The 15,457-nt window shown below is 69.9% G+C and carries 14 protein-coding genes; 7 read left to right on the top strand and 7 right to left on the bottom strand.

All coding sequences use genetic code 11. The features are described 5' to 3' along the window. Nucleotides 1–39: 39 nt before the first annotated feature. Nucleotides 40–1,197 (top strand): tRNA dihydrouridine synthase DusB, encoded by a 1,158-nt coding sequence (gene dusB / locus ACFO8M_RS20595; protein WP_387979052.1) that lies wholly within the window; start codon nt 40–42, stop codon nt 1,195–1,197. Between the two features lie 87 nt (nt 1,198–1,284). Next, complete coding sequence (locus tag ACFO8M_RS20590; protein ID WP_387979051.1) at nt 1,285–2,151, top strand: FHA domain-containing protein; 867 nt, start codon at nt 1,285–1,287, stop codon at nt 2,149–2,151. 7 nt (nt 2,152–2,158) lie between these two features. Here ACFO8M_RS20590 and ACFO8M_RS20585 read toward each other — a convergent pair whose 3' ends face one another. The 3 genes from ACFO8M_RS20585 to ACFO8M_RS20575 all read right to left on the bottom strand — a co-directional run bounded on the left by ACFO8M_RS20585 (nt 2,159) and on the right by ACFO8M_RS20575 (nt 5,384). Further along, a complete protein-coding gene (locus ACFO8M_RS20585; protein WP_387979049.1) occupies nt 2,159–3,700 on the bottom strand; it encodes a serine/threonine-protein kinase in 1,542 nt (513 codons plus the stop codon). A gap of 176 nt (nt 3,701–3,876) precedes the next feature. Further along, the gene (locus ACFO8M_RS20580) at nt 3,877–4,131 is read right to left on the bottom strand and encodes a type B 50S ribosomal protein L31 (RefSeq protein WP_387979047.1); all 255 of its coding nucleotides are present in this window, start codon (nt 4,129–4,131) and stop codon (nt 3,877–3,879) included. Beyond that, nucleotides 4,128–5,384, bottom strand: a complete 1,257-nt coding sequence (locus ACFO8M_RS20575; RefSeq protein ID WP_387979045.1) for a CobW family GTP-binding protein — start codon at nt 5,382–5,384, stop codon at nt 4,128–4,130. The genes ACFO8M_RS20580 and ACFO8M_RS20575 overlap by 4 nt, the downstream gene beginning before the upstream one ends. A gap of 63 nt (nt 5,385–5,447) precedes the next feature. Between ACFO8M_RS20575 and rpmB the strand changes: the two genes are divergently transcribed. The 4 genes from rpmB (at nt 5,448) to ACFO8M_RS20555 (ending at nt 6,595) form a co-directional block, all read left to right on the top strand. Next, nucleotides 5,448–5,684, top strand: coding sequence for a 50S ribosomal protein L28 (rpmB, locus tag ACFO8M_RS20570; protein WP_387979043.1), 237 nt, complete (start codon nt 5,448–5,450; stop codon nt 5,682–5,684). Next, nucleotides 5,685–5,855, top strand: a complete 171-nt coding sequence (gene rpmG / locus ACFO8M_RS20565) for a 50S ribosomal protein L33 (RefSeq protein ID WP_387979041.1) — start codon at nt 5,685–5,687, stop codon at nt 5,853–5,855. Nucleotides 5,856–5,895: 40 nt separating this feature from the next. Next, nucleotides 5,896–6,201, top strand: a complete 306-nt coding sequence (gene rpsN / locus ACFO8M_RS20560) for a 30S ribosomal protein S14 (protein WP_387979039.1) — start codon at nt 5,896–5,898, stop codon at nt 6,199–6,201. 196 nt (nt 6,202–6,397) lie between these two features. Next, nucleotides 6,398–6,595 (top strand): hypothetical protein, encoded by a 198-nt coding sequence (locus ACFO8M_RS20555; RefSeq protein ID WP_387979037.1) that lies wholly within the window; start codon nt 6,398–6,400, stop codon nt 6,593–6,595. Nucleotides 6,596–6,621: 26 nt separating this feature from the next. Here ACFO8M_RS20555 and ACFO8M_RS20550 read toward each other — a convergent pair whose 3' ends face one another. Beyond that, the gene (locus ACFO8M_RS20550) at nt 6,622–7,776 is read right to left on the bottom strand and encodes a hypothetical protein (protein ID WP_387979035.1); all 1,155 of its coding nucleotides are present in this window, start codon (nt 7,774–7,776) and stop codon (nt 6,622–6,624) included. Between the two features lie 114 nt (nt 7,777–7,890). On the opposite strand from ACFO8M_RS20550, the gene ACFO8M_RS20545 reads away from it, so the two are divergent. Beyond that, complete coding sequence (locus ACFO8M_RS20545; RefSeq protein WP_387979033.1) at nt 7,891–8,730, top strand: hypothetical protein; 840 nt, start codon at nt 7,891–7,893, stop codon at nt 8,728–8,730. Between the two features lie 21 nt (nt 8,731–8,751). On the opposite strand, the gene ACFO8M_RS20540 is transcribed toward ACFO8M_RS20545, so the two are convergent. The 3 genes from ACFO8M_RS20540 to ACFO8M_RS20530 form a co-directional block, all read right to left on the bottom strand. Then, nucleotides 8,752–10,128, bottom strand: coding sequence for a glycine--tRNA ligase (locus tag ACFO8M_RS20540; protein ID WP_387979031.1), 1,377 nt, complete (start codon nt 10,126–10,128; stop codon nt 8,752–8,754). 206 nt (nt 10,129–10,334) lie between these two features. Further along, the gene (locus ACFO8M_RS20535) at nt 10,335–13,433 is read right to left on the bottom strand and encodes a tetratricopeptide repeat protein (RefSeq protein ID WP_387979029.1); all 3,099 of its coding nucleotides are present in this window, start codon (nt 13,431–13,433) and stop codon (nt 10,335–10,337) included. Nucleotides 13,434–13,496: 63 nt separating this feature from the next. Further along, complete coding sequence (locus ACFO8M_RS20530) at nt 13,497–15,305, bottom strand: HSP90 family protein (RefSeq protein WP_387979027.1); 1,809 nt, start codon at nt 15,303–15,305, stop codon at nt 13,497–13,499. Nucleotides 15,306–15,457 lie beyond the last annotated feature (152 nt).

Here is a 15,457-nt window from a genome sequence, read left to right as displayed (position 1 = left end):
GGCAGGGCGGTGGCCCGCGTCCGCTGGAATAATGGACGGGTGACACAGCAGCTCGCGCTCGCAGGCGCCCCGGTCGACCCGCCGGTGGTGCTGGCTCCCATGGCCGGGATCACGAACCTCCCGTTCCGCAAGCTCTGCAGAGAGCAGGGCGCCGGGATCTACGTGTGCGAGATGATCACGACGGTGGCGCTCACCGAGCGCAACCCGAAGACCATGCGGCTGATCGAGTTCGATCCCGAGGAGAAGACCCGCAGCCTGCAGCTCTACGGGGTCGACCCGGCCGGGATGCGCAAGGCCGTGCAGATGGTCGCGGACGAGGACCTCGCCGACCACATCGACCTCAACTTCGGCTGCCCCGTGCCCAAGGTCACTCGGCGCGGCGGCGGCTCGGCGCTCCCGTGGAAGCGGCGGCTGTTCCGCGAGATCGTGACCGCGGCGGTCGGCGCGGCCGGGAGCATCCCGGTCACCGTGAAGATGCGCAAGGGCATCGACGACGACCACCTGACCTATCTCGAAGCGGGCAAGATCGCCCAGGACGCGGGCGTCGCGTGGGTGGCGCTGCACGGGCGCACCGCGGCCGAGCGGTACTCGGGCACCGCCGACTGGGACGCGATCGCGACCTTGAAAGAGCACCTGGACGTCCCGGTGCTCGGCAACGGCGACATCTGGGAGGCCGACGACGCGCTGCGCATGGTCGAGCAGACCGGCTGCGACGGCGTCGTGGTCGGGCGCGGGTGCCTCGGCAGGCCCTGGCTCTTCGGGGACCTGGAAGCCGGGTTCAACGGCAGGACTGAGCGCCGCATGCCGCAGCTCGGCGAGGTCGCGAAGGTCATGCTCCGGCACGCGACGCTGCTCGTCGAGTGGCTCGCCGGAGCCGAATCCTACGAAGCGCGCCGCAACATCTCCGCGGAAGAGCACGGCTGCAAGGAGTTCCGCAAGCACGTCGCCTGGTACCTCAAGGGCTTCCCGGTCGGCGGCGAACTGCGCCGGGCCCTGTCGATGGTCTCGACCCTGAACGAGCTCGAAGACCTCCTCGGCAAGCTCGAGGCCGACGCGCCGTTCCCCGAGTCGACCATCGGCAAGCCGCGCGGCCGCACCAACAGCCCCGGCAAGGTCACGCTCCCCGACGGCTGGCTGGACGACCGCGACGACTGCACCGTTCCCGAAGGCGCCGAGCTCGACTCCTCCGGCGGCTGACACCCCCTAGCCTCGCGGGAGGGGTCCCGCACCTCGTGGCGGCACAATGGGAACCGAGCCCCATCTGCCCCGAGAGGACGGTTTCCAGTGACCGACCAGGCGTTCTTCCCGCAAGTGCTCCCGCCGTGGGTCCGCAGCCTCGCCGCCGGCGTCCCCGCCGCACCGCCTGAAGAGGACCCGCTGCCGACGCCGCCGCTGGGAACGGTCTTCGCGCTGTCGGCGCACCTGGGCTGGGCGGTGCCGCCGCGCCGGTTCGAACTGCTCTTCGGGCGCGACGAGGAGAACGTCAACATCCCACTCGGCGTGAAGGACCAGCGGATCAGCCGCTGCCACGGGCGGCTCATCTGCCACGGCAGCGAATGGACGATGCGCAACGAGGGCCGCCTGCCGATGCTCTTCCCCGGCGACACCATGCTGCTCCAGGGCCAGGAACGGCTCGTCGAGGACGCCTACACGCCCGTCTACATAGGCAACCCCCGCGAAGAGGTGCACTTCCTGGAGGTGCGCTTGATCGGCGGCAGGCGCCCCGACGGGGAGGCCACACCGGAGGACGAGACGGCAGTGCCGGTGGTGCACAACCTGAGCGCGATCGAACGGCTCGTGATCGCCTCGCTCGCGCAGCGGTACCTGCGCGGCGTCGCACACCCGCAACCCGTGTCCTGGAAGCGGGTCGCCGAGGACATGGAGCGGCTGCCCGGCCCGCGGGACCGGGACTGGAACGAACGGACCGTGGCCCGCGTCGTCGCCGCCGTCCGCGAGCGCCTGTCGGCCCCGGGCTACCGGCACCGCGTCTACGGCCTGCGCCGCAGCGAGGTGTTCGGCGAGCCGCTGGGCAACGCGCTCAACGACAACCTGATCCGGGCGCTGCTGCAGAGCACCACGCTCGCCCCCGGCGACATCGAGCCGTTCGACAGGGCTGAACAAGCCCGCGCGGAACGGAATGCCGCCGGGTAGCGGGCGCTCAGAGGTCCTGAACGCACATGATCCAGTGGATCCGGTCGGTCTCGGGGTTCCAGTCGCGGTCCGGATCGGCCCTGGTGGCCGAGTCGGACCAGTAGTAGTCCCATTCGAGGCCGTTGCCGCCGCAGGCGACCCAGGCCGCGTCCTCGTGCTCGGCCTGGCTGGGGCTCGGGTCCTCGGGCTGGTACACGATCTTGGTGACCACCTCGATCGCGAGCTCGGAGTCGCAGGCGACCACGAACCAGTCGTCCGCGTCGTCCATGCACTCCCCCACGACCGGGTAGCGCTCGGCCCGGTCGGTCCCGGTCACGGGTTCGACCGTGGGCGAGGGCGGGGGGAGGTTGACCGTGGGCGATTCGGAGGTGGTCTCGGAGGCGTCGCCCGGGTCCGCTCCTGCGGCGTTGCCCGTGCTTTCTTCGGCGCCGAAGAGCTGGTAGAGCAGGAGGCCGCCTGCGAGCGCGACGGCGAGCACCGCGGCCAGGGTGCTGAGCAGCATGAGGCGGGTCTGCCCGGGGGCGGCGGGCGGCGCGGCCGGGGCGCCGGCGTAGGCGGTGGTGTGGTCGGGGTCGGGGGTTCCGGTGCGGAGGCGGTCCTGGATGTCCCGCAGGATCGGCAGGGCGGTGCCGTCGCCGGTGACGCCGAGGGCCTGGGTGAGCGCGGCGGCGAGGTCGCCGCAGGTGCGGTAGCGCTGGTCGGGGTCGAGGTGCATGGCTTTGGCGATGACCGCGTCGACGGCGGCGGGGGTGGCGTCGCGGAGGGCGCTGACGGGGACGAGTTCGCCGTTGCGCTGCAAGCCGTCGGCGACGCTGTCGTCGTCGTGGTCGAAGGGCCTGCGGCCGGTGAGGCAGTGGTAGAGGACGGCGCCGAGGGAGTAGACGTCGCCGGAGCGTTCGCGCGGGGTGCAGGGGAGCATGCGGGCGGGGGCGGGCGGTTCGGTGGTCGCGGCGTCGCCGGTGCGGGCGTCGAAGACTTCGGGGGCGGTGTAGCGGCGGGTGCCGATGGTCTCGCCGGTGGCGGTGAGGTCTTCGCCGTAGTGCTCTTTGGCGACGCCGAAGTCGGTGAGGTAGACGTGCTGTCCGGGTCCGAAGAGGATGTTGCCGGGTTTGACGTCGCGGTGGACGACGCCGCGATCGTGGGCGTAGTCGAGCGCTCGGGCGGTCTGGGCGATGAGGTCGGCGGTGGCGGTGAGGTCGAGGCGGCCGGCGGCGAGGAGGGTCTTGAGGTCGTGTTCGGCTCGGGGCATGACCAGGTAGAGCATGTAGTCGTTCTCGGTGGAGGCCGTGATGACGTACATGATGTTGGGGTGTTCGAGGCTCGCCATGAGCTGGATTTCGCGCAGGAACCGCTTGCGGTAGACCGGGTGCACCGCGAGGTAGTCGGCGATGATCTTGACCGCGACCTTGCGGTGGTGGAGCCGGGTGTCGGTGGCGAGGTGGACCTGGCTCATGTTGCTGGTGTTGAGGGGCTCGGGGTCGAAGACGTAGCCGGGCAGGAGTCGCGCGAGCCTGTCGTGAGCGGGGAATGGCGAGGCGGTGTCGTCCATCGGCTGGAACCTTCACGATCGGGTTGCAGTAGGGCACTGTATGCCGAACACGGTCGAAACCGGTTCCCCCCGGAGCAAGAACCATGAAACCAAATGAACACGGGACGAGGCAAGTCGACCCGACGGAAAAGGGGGACCTCCGGTGCCGGGAGGTCCCCCTTCGTACTTGTGCCCTGTTACTCGGCGGGCTTCCTGCCGTACTTCTTGTTGAACTTGGCGACTCGGCCCTGGTCGTCGAGGACGCGGCTCTTGCCGGTCCAGAACGGGTGTGAGGCCGAGGAGATCTGGACGTCGATGACCGGATAGGTCTTGCCGTCCTCCCACTCGACGGTCTCGGCCGAGCTGACCGTGGACCGGGTGAGGAAGGCGAAGTCCGCTGCGCGGTCGCGGAAGACGACGTAGTCGTATTTCGGGTGAATACCTTGCTTCATTCCTGATTCCTCTCCTTGCTTTCGAAACAACCTTGGAAGGGGTCGGGGTATTCCCGCCAGGCGGCTTCGCCTTCGGCGAGTTCGGCGTCGGTGAGGAGGCAGGCGTCGAGTACGGCCGCGACCTCGTCGGCGGCGAAGTGGAGGCCGACGAAGGCGAGTTGGATCTCGCGGTCGCCGAAGTCGGCGTCCCAGTGCAGGTCGGCGTTGACGCGGCGTTCGGGGCTGGATTCGTCCCATTCGTCGTCGGGGGTGGCGGCGAGCCAGCGCCCCATGTCGCCCATGGAGACGCCGCCGCCGCTGGATTCCCAGGCCACGATGTGGTCGGGCTGTCCGGCGAGCCAGAGGTGGCCGCGACCGCGGAGGGTGCGGCCGGCGAGGGTGGGCAGGGCCCGGTGGAAGCGTTCGGGGTGGAAGGGGCGGCGGTTCCGGTAGAGGGTGGCGACGACGCCGCAGTCGGGTTCGGGCTCGTGGCAGCCGACGGTGTAGCCCTCGAGGCCGCGGCCGTAGGGTTCGGGCGCTTCGGGGTCGAAGCGGCCGCTGCGGCGGATGCGTGAGGACAGCCAGCTGGGTTCTGCCATGTCGACGACGAGGTGGCGGGCCCAGGGGTTGAGGCGTTGGAGGAGGACGGCGAGGCGGGTGTGCTCGTAGTCGGGTTCGGAGCCGGGGGCCCAGAGGAGCACGGTGTCGGCGTATTCGATCTGGCGCGCCGCGACGTCGGCGACGGAGCGGGTGTCGTCGGCGGCGGCTTGGAGGCGCCGGTCGGCGAGGTCCTGGTCGGAGTCGAGGGTGTCGAGGAGGGTGGCGGGGTCGCAGACGGCGACGACGGAGTCGATGCGGAGCGCGTCGGTGACGGGTGCGCCGTCGACGTGGCACCAGCTGCAGGCGGAGGCGACGGTCTCGGGCTCCATGGAGGGCGGGAGGACGAGGACGATGTCGTTGGCGGGCCTGGAGCGGGCGAGGCGGACGAGTGCGGGGAGGAGGTCTTCGCGCACGGTGCAGTTGATGCAGCCGTGTTCGAGGGTGATGCGCTCGTCTTCGATGAGGCCTCTCCCGTCGCGCACGATGCGGCGGACGGTGCCGGTGGCGAGGAGTTCGGTGAGGTCGTGGGTGACGGTGATGAGGCCGGGGTCGGCGCGGGTGAGGAGGTCGGCGGCCTCGCGTGTCGCCTTGGGCGCGAAGCCGGTCAGGAGTGTCAGGGCCGGCCGAAGGTCGGCGGGTGACACGGAAGAGCCGGGCTGGGCGAGCTGGGTCATGAGGCCTCCGATCTATTTGAAAACGATTGTCATTATACTGGAGTTCGCGAGAGGAGGACGACAGTGTCCAGAACATGCGAGGTGACCGGCGCCGGTCCCGGCTTCGGCAACAACGTGCCGTGGTCGAAGAAGAAGACCCGGCGGCGGTGGAATGTGAACCTGCAGAGCAAGCGGTACTACCTGCACAGCGAGGGGCGCCACGTGCGGCTCCGGGTGTCCGCCAAGGGGATCAAGGTGATCGACCGGGACGGCGTCGAAGCGGTCGTGGCGCGGCTGCGAGCAGAAGGGAAGAAGGTCTAGATGGCGAGCAAGAGCACCGACATCCGGCCCGTGATCAAGATGCGGTCGACCGCGGGCACCGGCTACACCTACGTGACCCGCAAGAACCGCCGCAACGATCCGGACCGGATGGTCCTCAAGAAGTACGACCCGGTCGTGCGCCGGCATGTGGAGTTCAGGGAGGAACGCTAGTGACGACCCGGAACATGAAGCACAGCAGGGAGGACCGGTAATGGCGAAGAAGAGCATGATCGCGAAGCAGCAGCGGCGCGAGGTCCTGGTGGACCGCTACCGGGAGCGGCGGGCCGAGCTCAAGCGGCTCGTCGCCCACCCGGACACGGATGCGGCGGTCCGGGCCGAGGCCGTGGTGAAGCTGCAGCGGCTGCCGCGGGACTCCTCGGCCACCCGGTTGCGCAACCGCGACGCCGTCGACGGGCGCCCGCGCGGGTTCAACCGCAAGTTCGGACTGTCGCGTGTCCGACTCAGGGAGATGGCGCACCGAGGCGAATTGCCCGGTCTGCGAAAAGCGTCCTGGTAGTAATTCCCCGCACATCGGTCAAATGCCGCACCTGGTCGGCGCCCTCTTGCGACCCCATGGAATGAAAGCGTTATACGACTGTCGCAAGGGGGCGCTAGTGTGGGCGTTGCGAGTGCGCTGTGAGACTGCTCTCAAGCCCGGAACCATGTGAGCTCCTCCTGCGTTTGACTCGATGAACGAAGGAGCGAAAACAGCCATGGTCCAGCAAGTGGAGACCGCCCCGGCGCACCAAGCCGAGCCGAGCGAGACCGAACCCCTCGCGACCGCTGCCGATGTCCCCGTCAGCCCCGCATCCCTGTGGGCATCGGAAAGCCGGGCAAACTACTCCATCACGCACACCGACCAGTCGGAGCACGACTGGATCGACTGCGGCTGCGTCATTCACAGCGAATAGCGTTTTCGCCGCCCTGACGCCGGACGCTACTCGACCTCGATCACCGACCGGCAGCGCTCCGAACCCAGGCTGAAGCCGGCGTTGATCGAAGCGCCGCCGTCGGGGTCGAGCTCCGCGTAGAGCCCGTCCACCCAGATCGGGCAGCTCACCAGCGCCGTGCGCGTCTCGCCGTCCTCGGTGATGACCACCTGCGCCCGGGCCTCGCCCGGCAGGGCCGACCGCAGCTCGAAGCCGGTGCCGTGCTCGTACCAGAGCCGCTCGGCCTGCACCTCCGGATAAGCGACGACCTCCCAGGCCGCGCCGCTCGCCAGCGCGAGTTCGCGGTCCGGGTCGTCGGGGAACGCGAACGGGCACCCCTCCCCTGAAGGGTCCACCGCGCACGCGTCGTAGTACTCGCGCAGCGCCGCGTTCATGGCGTCCTCGCCCTCCTGGTTCACCAGGATCCAAGGCGTGGGCAGCCACTGGTCGACGACGCCCGTGCCGAGCGTCAGGTACCGGTCGCCGAGGACCAGCATCGCCTCGCCGCCGTCGAGGTCCATCGTGGACGGCAGGTCGGGGTAGAACTCGTAGTAGCCAGGCAGCAGCAGGACGTGCGCGAGCCCGACCTCCAGGTCGATGTCGAGCCGGACCCCGTTCAGGTCGAGGTATTCGAAGGCGCCCCAGCCGTCGGTCGCGACCATGGCGCCCTTGATCGACGCGTCGCCGCGGTCGATCTCCACGTGGTAGCGGTGGCCGACGCGGGAGCCGTCCTCGGCCTCGATCTCCGTGTAGACCTCAGCCACGGCGCGGCCGTTCCCGGTCTCGTCGTAGTCGACCTGGGCGACCTCGGCGATCGCCCAGCGCGAGTCGAGGGCCTCGGGGACCAGGAACTCGCCTTCGGTGCCCTCCTGGTCGGTGTAGGCGAGCGCGCCGTCCACATCGCCCTCGTGCACCGCCTCGAGGAATGCTTTGACAGTGGACTCGGCGAGGGGCCGGTGCAGCGGCGACCACTTGACGACCGTGACCACGGCGGCGGCCAGCGCGATCGCGATGGCGGCATAAGCCAAGGCCACGTTGGGAATCCGCGAGAACGGGCGCGACGGCGAGGGGGCGGGCTCCGGGGCCTGCCGGGCTTCGCCGACGGCGCCGAGGTCGATCTCGTGCTCCTCGCCCCACCGCTGCGGAGAGGCGGAATCGGACACCCTCGCTCCCCTCGCTCGACTGCTACCGTTGAAAGGCAAAGTGTAGCGTTCCCAACTAGGACCCCCATGCCCTCGAACCGGTTGATCAGGCGATCCGCACGTGTGCTGCGGGATTTGACCACCCGTGCCCACCTGCGGGCGGAGCCGCTGCCGCGACTCCCCTTCGTCATCGCGGTCGTCGTCTCGGCGGTGGCGCTGGTCGTCGCGATCGAGCATCCGCCGGGGACCGACGAGCAGGTCGCCACCGTCGAGGAACTGCCCTCCGGGCCGCCCACGTACTCCGATGACGCGGCGTTCTTCGAGGAGGTGGTCGAGCTCGACATCGTCGAGCACGGCTTCAGCAAGATCACCGATGCCGAAGGCGAGGAGTGGATCCTCGCCGCGGTCGTGGTCCGCAACCCGCACGACGGGGAGCTGCTGCCCGGCGGGCTGTCGATCCAGGCCGAGACCGAGCGGGGCTACCTGGTCAACCTGGACACCATGTACCTCGGTTCGATCCCGCCGCGCTCGACCGCGGCGATCGGCTACGTGATGGACCTCAACTTGGACGAGGTCGAGGCGGAGGAACTGGTCCTGGAGCCGACCGAGCCGGCGATGCTCTATCCCGAGGACGCGTGGGAGGTCGACGTGGAGTCCCTGACGATCCCCGACCCGCTGCCGCACTTCGAGCTCGTCGAGACCGAGCCGCTGGCCAGCCCCGACGGGTACCGGGTGCATTTCCGGGCCGAGACCGAGGCGGTCACCGAAGCGCAGATCTCGGTCCTGTTCCGCGACGGCGAAGGGCGGCTGATCGGGGGTCTGCCCGCCAACGGCGACGTCGGCACCGACGTCGTCGCGGGCGCGTACCGGACCATGCCGGCGGGCGAGTCCATGCAGTACGTCGACGTGCTCGCGAAGTGGATACCCGAAAGGGCCGACCTCGATCGAATCGAGATCGGCCCCAGTCGGTACTGAGTCCTACAGGCGCTCGAGCTGTCAGAGCCTCTGCAAGAGGAACTGTTCGACCTGGTCGATGGCGACGCGCTCCTGCTTCATCGAGTCGCGGTCGCGAATGGTCACGGCCTGGTCCTCGAGGGTGTCGAAGTCGACGGTGATGCAGTAGGGCGTGCCGATCTCGTCGGCGCGGCGGTAGCGGCGGCCGATCGCACCCGCGTCGTCGAAGTCGACGTTCCAGCGCTTGCGCAGGGCCGCGGCCAGGTCCTTCGCCTTCGGCGAGAGGTCCTCGTTGCGGCTCAGCGGCAGCACCGCGGCCTTGACCGGGGCCAGGCGCGGGTCGAACCGGAGCACGGTGCGCTTGTCGACGCCGCCCTTGGTGTTCGGGGCCTCGTCGACGTCGTAGGCCTCGAGGAGGAACGCGAGGACCGAGCGGGTCAGGCCCGCCGCGGGCTCGATGACGTACGGCGTCCAGCGCTCGCCCTTGGCCTGGTCGAAGTACGACAGGTCGGCGCCCGAGTGCTTCGAGTGGGTCGACAGGTCGAAGTCGGTGCGGTTGGCGATGCCCTCGAGCTCGCCGAACTCGCTGCCGGCGAACTGGAAGCGGTACTCGATGTCGACGGTGCGCTTCGAGTAGTGGGAGAGCTTGTCCTTCGGGTGCTCGTAGCGGCGCAGGTTCGCCTCCGAGAGGCCCAGGTCGACGTACCAGTCCCAGCGGGTCTGGAGCCAGTACTCGTGCCACTCCTCGTCGGTGCCCGGCTCGACGAAGAACTCCATCTCCATCTGCTCGAACTCGCGGGTGCGGAAGATGAAGTTGCCCGGCGTGATCTCGTTGCGGAACGACTTGCCGGTCTGCGCGATGCCGAACGGGGGCTTGCGGCGCGACGCGGTCATGACGTTCGTGAAGTTCACGAAGATGCCCTGGGCGGTCTCCGGACGCAGGTAGTGCGTGTTCTCGGTGTCCTCGGTGGCGCCGAGGAAGGTCTTCATCATGCCGTTGAACATGCGCGGCTCGGTGAAGGAGCCGCGGGCGCCGCAGTGCGGGCAGGTGAGGTCGGCGAGGCCGCCCTCGGGCTCACGGCCGTCGTGCTTCTCCTGGTACGCCTCGACGAGGTGGTCGGCGCGGAAGCGCTTGTGGCAGGACTGGCACTCGGTGAGCGGGTCGGTGAACTCCTCGAGGTGGCCGCTGGCGACCCACACCTGGGGGTTGAGGACCACGGCCGAGTCGAGGCCGACCACGTCGTCCCGCTCGCGCACCATCGCGTTCCACCACTCGCGGCGGATGTTCTCCTTCAGCTCCACACCGAGCGGGCCGTAGTCCCAGGCGGAGCGGGTGCCTCCGTAGATCTCCGAACTGGGGAAGACGAAGCCGCGGCGCTTGGACAGGCTGATGAGCGCTTCGGTGCGATCTTGGGACACGATGATTCCTCTCGATCCGGCTGGCGGTCGGTGAGACTGCGGATGGTTTCTCAGAACAGATTGTTCGAGCGGCGGCCCGTTGTCGACTCAGTTTCACACCTGAAGGCCGACACGGCGCACACGGGAAGTATGCATTCCGCCAGTGAGCAAGCGTACCTCGCAGCGGTGCCGCCGCTGTCCGCACCCTTCTCCGCGAGTCGCGTCACTCAGGCTTCCACCCTCGGCGAGCTTGCGAGCCGTAAATCAGCCCCCTCGGCGACGCTTGCGAGCCGTAAATTGGCCCCCTCGGCGACGCTTGCGAGCCGTAAATTGGCCCCCTCGGCGACGCTTGCGAGCCGTAAATTGGCACCGTCGCCCTGGCGCAGGTCGGCGAGGTGCTGCTCGAAACCCTCCCGGGCCTCGGCCGTCTCAGGGGCGGTCAGCCAGGTCAGGGCGTCCTCCCCCACCTCGATCGCCCCCGGCGTGTCCCCCAGCTCGGACAGCAGCCACATAGTCTGGTGCGCGGTCAGACTCGCGCGTTCCAGCAGCAGCGGGCCGTCGCGGAACACGGCCACCGCGCGGCGCTGCAGGTCGAGCACCGGCTCGGCCTCGTCGCGGTGCAGGCCCTGCTCACCGGCCTGGCTCTCCAAGAACTGGAACGTCAACTGGGCGTGCTGGCGGTAGGTCTCGCCGAGTTCGAAACGGGCGGCCTCCCGGACCGCCTCGGACGCCTCGGCGTCGGCGCGCACCGCGTGCAGCCGCGCGGCGATCTGCGCCATCGTCTGCAGGCCCTCACCGAACGCGGTGTCGCCCAAGATCGTGCGCAGCAGCCAAGCGCGGGCGCGGCTGACGCGGGTCCAGGAGGCGAGGTCGCCGACGGCGTCGGCGGCCTCGATCGCGCGGGTGTAGACCTCCAGGGCGTGGTCGTGCTCGCCGAGCTTCTCCAGCAGCTCCCCGGTGAGGAACAGCGTCTCGGCGTACAGGTTGACCAGGTAGTCCTCCTCAGAGGTCTCCATGAGCGCCAAAGCCGCGAGCCCGTGCTCGACGCCCTGGCGGGTGTCGCCCTGGCGGTCGTAGGACTCCGCGAGGTTGAAGCGCACGTTGCACACCCGCCACAGCTCCTGGGCCGGCAGGTCCTCGAGCGCCGCTTCCAGCAGCGGCACGGCCTCGGCGCGGCGGTCCTGCTCCACCAGGGCCACGCCCATCAGGTGGCGGGCGACCGCTGCCGGGACGGTCATGCCCGCCGCGTCGCAGTGGATCGAAGCGGCCAGCGCGTGCTCGTACGTCGCGGGGTGGTCCGCGGCGCGCATCGTGAACTCCGCGGCCTGCAGGTGGAGCTTCGCGGCGATCGTGTGCGCGGGTTCGTCCCCGAGCGCGATGAGGCCTTCGCGGCAGATGGCCAGCGCCCGGTCGAAGTCGCCGGTGAGCCCCACCTGGTCGGCGAGGTCGGCGCTGGAGCGGGCCACGGCCCATCCGGCGTCGGCGGCGCGTGCGACGTCGAGCCCGGCGGCGAGCAGGGCGGTCTTCGCGGCCGCGTCGGTTTCGAGACGGGCGCGCAGGTCGAGCAGGTCGCAGCGGCGGATGAGCGCGTACCGGCGGTCGGGGAAGGCCGCGAGCTCGGCTTCGAGCGCGCGGGCACGCTCGTCGAGGTCGGCGGTGAACGCGCCGGGGTCGCCGAGGCGGATGGTCTCACTGGTGTCGGCTTCGATGGGGCGGCCGGCCGCGAGATCCCCGGTGGCGGTGGCGGCGAGGTACTCGGCGCGCATGGCGAGGACCTGGCTGGTGTGGAAGCTGCGGTCGTCGATGCGCTGCTCGGCGCGGAGCGTGCGGGCGGTGGCGGCGACGCGGTCGGCGCCCTCGCGGGTCGCCTCGGGTTCGGCCTCCGCCAAGTGGATGAGGAGGAACGACTGGGCGACGAGGGCCCGGCCGGGCTGCTCGGCGAGCCCGAACAGTTCGATGGCGCGCCGCAGCCCGTCGGCGACCCGCTCGGGGTCGTCGGACTGGGCCGATTCGGCGTGGGCGATCTCGGCCCGGTGCTCGGGGATGAGCTCGATGCCGAGCGCGTCGGCGATCGCGCCGACCTGCAGCCAGGCCTTCCAGGTGTCGGGCGAGCAGGCGTCGTACGCGGCGTAGGCGGCGTCGATCGCGGCGTCCAGGTCGGGGCCCTCGACCGCCTCCGGGGCCGGAGGCGCGACCGGCTGCTTGGGCCTGAGTTCCTTGAGGCCCAAGTGGACCGGCTTGTCGTAAGGAGTGGAGTCGATGACGCACGAGGACATCGTCGAGTGGTGGTCGTTGAAGTTGCGGGCGTCGAAGCGGGCGCAGATCGCGACCCGCTCGGCCTCGGCCCAGTCGTGGAGCGTGGTCGCGGTCCACTCGGTGCCGGTCGGCCCGGGCATCGCGGTGTCCGCGAAGCCGAGCTCCTTGAGGCGGCGGCAGGTGAGGACGGTGACCTCCATGAGGCGCTGGCGGTCGCGCACCCCGAGGTCGAGGTCGTAGAAGCGGGCGTGGTCGGCGAGGATCTCGACGGCGCGGTGCTCGTTGCCGGTGAGGGCGCAGAACTCGGCGTGGAGGGCCACCATGGGGACCATGTCCTCTTTGCCCTTGCACATCTGGTAGCCGCGCAGGTGGTTGGCGCGCGCCTCGTCGATGCGGCCGAGTTCGACCAGCGGCAGGAGGGAGAGCGCGAGCCCGTAGTGGGGTTCGTGGGCGCAGGTCTGCTCGCCGGAGAGGACCGGTTCGAGCATCTCCATGGCCGCGTCCGCGGAGTCCTCCTCGGCGTAGAACACGATGGTGGCCAAGGAGGTGTACTGGCAGGCGGTGCAGTCGGACATCTCGTCCTCCTCGGCTTCGCCGAGGGCCTCGATCGCGGCGGCGACGCGGTCGTAGTCGCCCACGTGGTAGGCCAGCTGCATCTCGTAGGCGGCCGGGGCGTGCATGGAGTAGCCGGCCTCGCTGTAGCGGCGGCGCATCTCCTCGAGCCAGTGCTCGATGGATTCGAGCGGGACGTCGGGCTGCTCGATCATCGTGTCGACGATCCACTTGAACGTCCAGTACAGGGACCGGGTCAGGTAGGCGTCGAAGTGGTCGGGCTGGGAGTCGAAGTTGCGCAGGAGCCTCGCGAAGGGGACGAGGAGGCGGGTCGAGTCGCGGGAGAACTCGTAGGCGTCGACGAGGCCGTTGAGCGCGTAGTTGGTCAGCTCGGGGTCGCCGACGGCGTCGGCGGCCTCGACCGCTCGTTCGAGGGCCGCGACCTTCGCCTCACTGGCCTCTTCGAAGCGGGCCTCGTTGAGCAGTCGCCAGATCTCGTCGGGGTCGGGAGTGGCCATACCAGTCCTTAACTGTCCTATTTGAGGAGTGAGCCGGGGCTTGCGATGGAGTCGGGGAGCGGCTCACTCCTGCGTGATGTGTTCCAGCAGGTTCATGAAGGAACGGTTGAGGAGCGCGGTGTCGGCGCTGCGCAGCGGCCGGTGGCTCATCAGGAGCGCCTGGCCGTAGAGGGATTCGACGGCGGTGCCCGCGAGTTCGGGATCGCCGATCGCCGCGATGCGGCGAACGGTGGGGTTGCGGTGGTTGAGGACGAGTTGCGCACGGGGCGCGTTCTGCTTGATGGAGGCGAGGATCCCGCCCCACAGGTCGTCGGCCTCGGCTTCCGCTTCGGCCCGCTGGCGTTCGCGGCGGGACTCGCGGTCGTCGAGGAGGAGCGCGGGCACCGAGACGGGGTTGAACTCGCGGACCACGACGTCCACGTCCACAGTATCCAACCGGGCGCGGGCGGCGTTCAGGAAGGACCGCAGTGCGAGTTCGGCGCCGGCGTCGACCGGGTCCAGGCTCGCCGAGATGACCCCGGGCTGGAGGTTCTCGACCTTGATCTGCGGGTCCAGGCGCGGCAGGGCCTGGATGAGCTCGGCGTCGTACGTGTAGCCGCCGTTGACGACGCCGATGCCCTGGGCGGCGGCGATCTGGGCGACCTGCCGGTACTCGTCCACGCTGGAGGCCAGGTAGATCGGCTGGTACGCGCGGGCGAAGTCGGGGAGGCTCGTGTGGCCCGCGGTGGTCTCGAACCGCAGCCACGGCAGCATCGCCGCGAGCAGGTCGGCGTCGTGGCGCGCGAGGGCCTTGACGCCGAGCTCGTGCACGGCGAGGAAGGCCTCCAGGCGGGTCGGGTCCTCGGCGGCGAGGCGGGAGATCCACTCGCGGATCTGCGCGCCGATCGCGTCGCGGGCGACCGCGAGGGCCTCGTCGTCGTAGAGGGACTCGCGGGAGGCGGTGGGGCGCAGGGCATCGGTGTCGATCACGCAGCGCACGAAGAAGGCCCACTCGGGGACCAGGTTGTCCGCGGTGTCGGTCAGCAGCATCCGCTTGAGGTGCACGCGGTGCGCCGGGCGGGCCGAGGGCGAGGTCGCGTGCGGGAGGACGAACGCGAAGCCCTTGATGCCCGCGAGCGGCACGTCCAGGTCGATGACGTCGAGCGGCGGGAAGCCCAACGCGCTCTCGCAGTACTCGTTCAGCGCGACGCGGCGGGCCGTGGGCGTGGGGTGCTGCCGCTCCCACAGCGGCGTCGCGGTGATGTCGACGGGCGTGCCGCCGTCCGAGACCGTGATGTCCACCGGCAGCAGTGAGCCGTACTCGCGGGCGAGGTCGGCGACCCGCTTGGGCTGCAACCAGTCCTCGCCCTTGCGGGCGACGAGCTCGACCGTGGTGCCCGGCTCCGGGTGCTCCGAAAGGGGGACCTCCGTGACCGTGTACGAGCCGTCGTCGCGGGCGGCCCAGCGGACCACCGGGGCGGACGGGTCCTTCGCCGAACGCGAGGTCACGGTGATGACCGAGGCGACGGTGAAGCACGCGAGCAGGCCGATCCCGAACTGCCCCAGGAAGTCGCGGCGCGCGCCCTCGATCTCCTCGTCCCGTTTGGAGGAGCCGCCGATCGTCGCGAGGAGCTCGTGCACCTCTGCGAGCGTCAGGCCCACACCGTGATCGGTGATGCGAAGGCGCTTGCCGTCCGCGACGATCGCGACCTCGCGGGCGCCGGGCTGGAAACCCGGGTCGATGTGGCCGCGGGCCGTGATGGCGTCCACCGCGTTCTGCAGCAGTTCCCGCACATAGACCTTCGGCGACGAGTACAGGTGGTGAGACAAGAGGTCCACCAGGCCGCGCAGGTCCACTTGGAAGGTATGGGAAGTGGGCGTCGTCTCAGCCACAGCGCGTCCTGCTTCACTCGGAGGTCGTTCGGCGTCAGTCAGACTAGCAAACCGCCGCATCCCGGGAACCAGCGAAAAGGATCCCCAGTACGAACAGGGACGCGAACCCCTTGTCCCCCTTCGGACGCGCGCACAGCGCGCTACTCGGCGAG

The sequence above is a fragment of the Glycomyces rhizosphaerae genome (assembly GCF_042647865.1).
In the GTDB taxonomy this organism is placed as follows: Bacteria; Actinomycetota; Actinomycetes; order Mycobacteriales; family Micromonosporaceae; genus Glycomyces; species Glycomyces rhizosphaerae.
The sequence above is the reverse complement of the archived record's forward strand: the minus strand, read 5'-3'. Positions and strand labels throughout refer to the sequence as shown.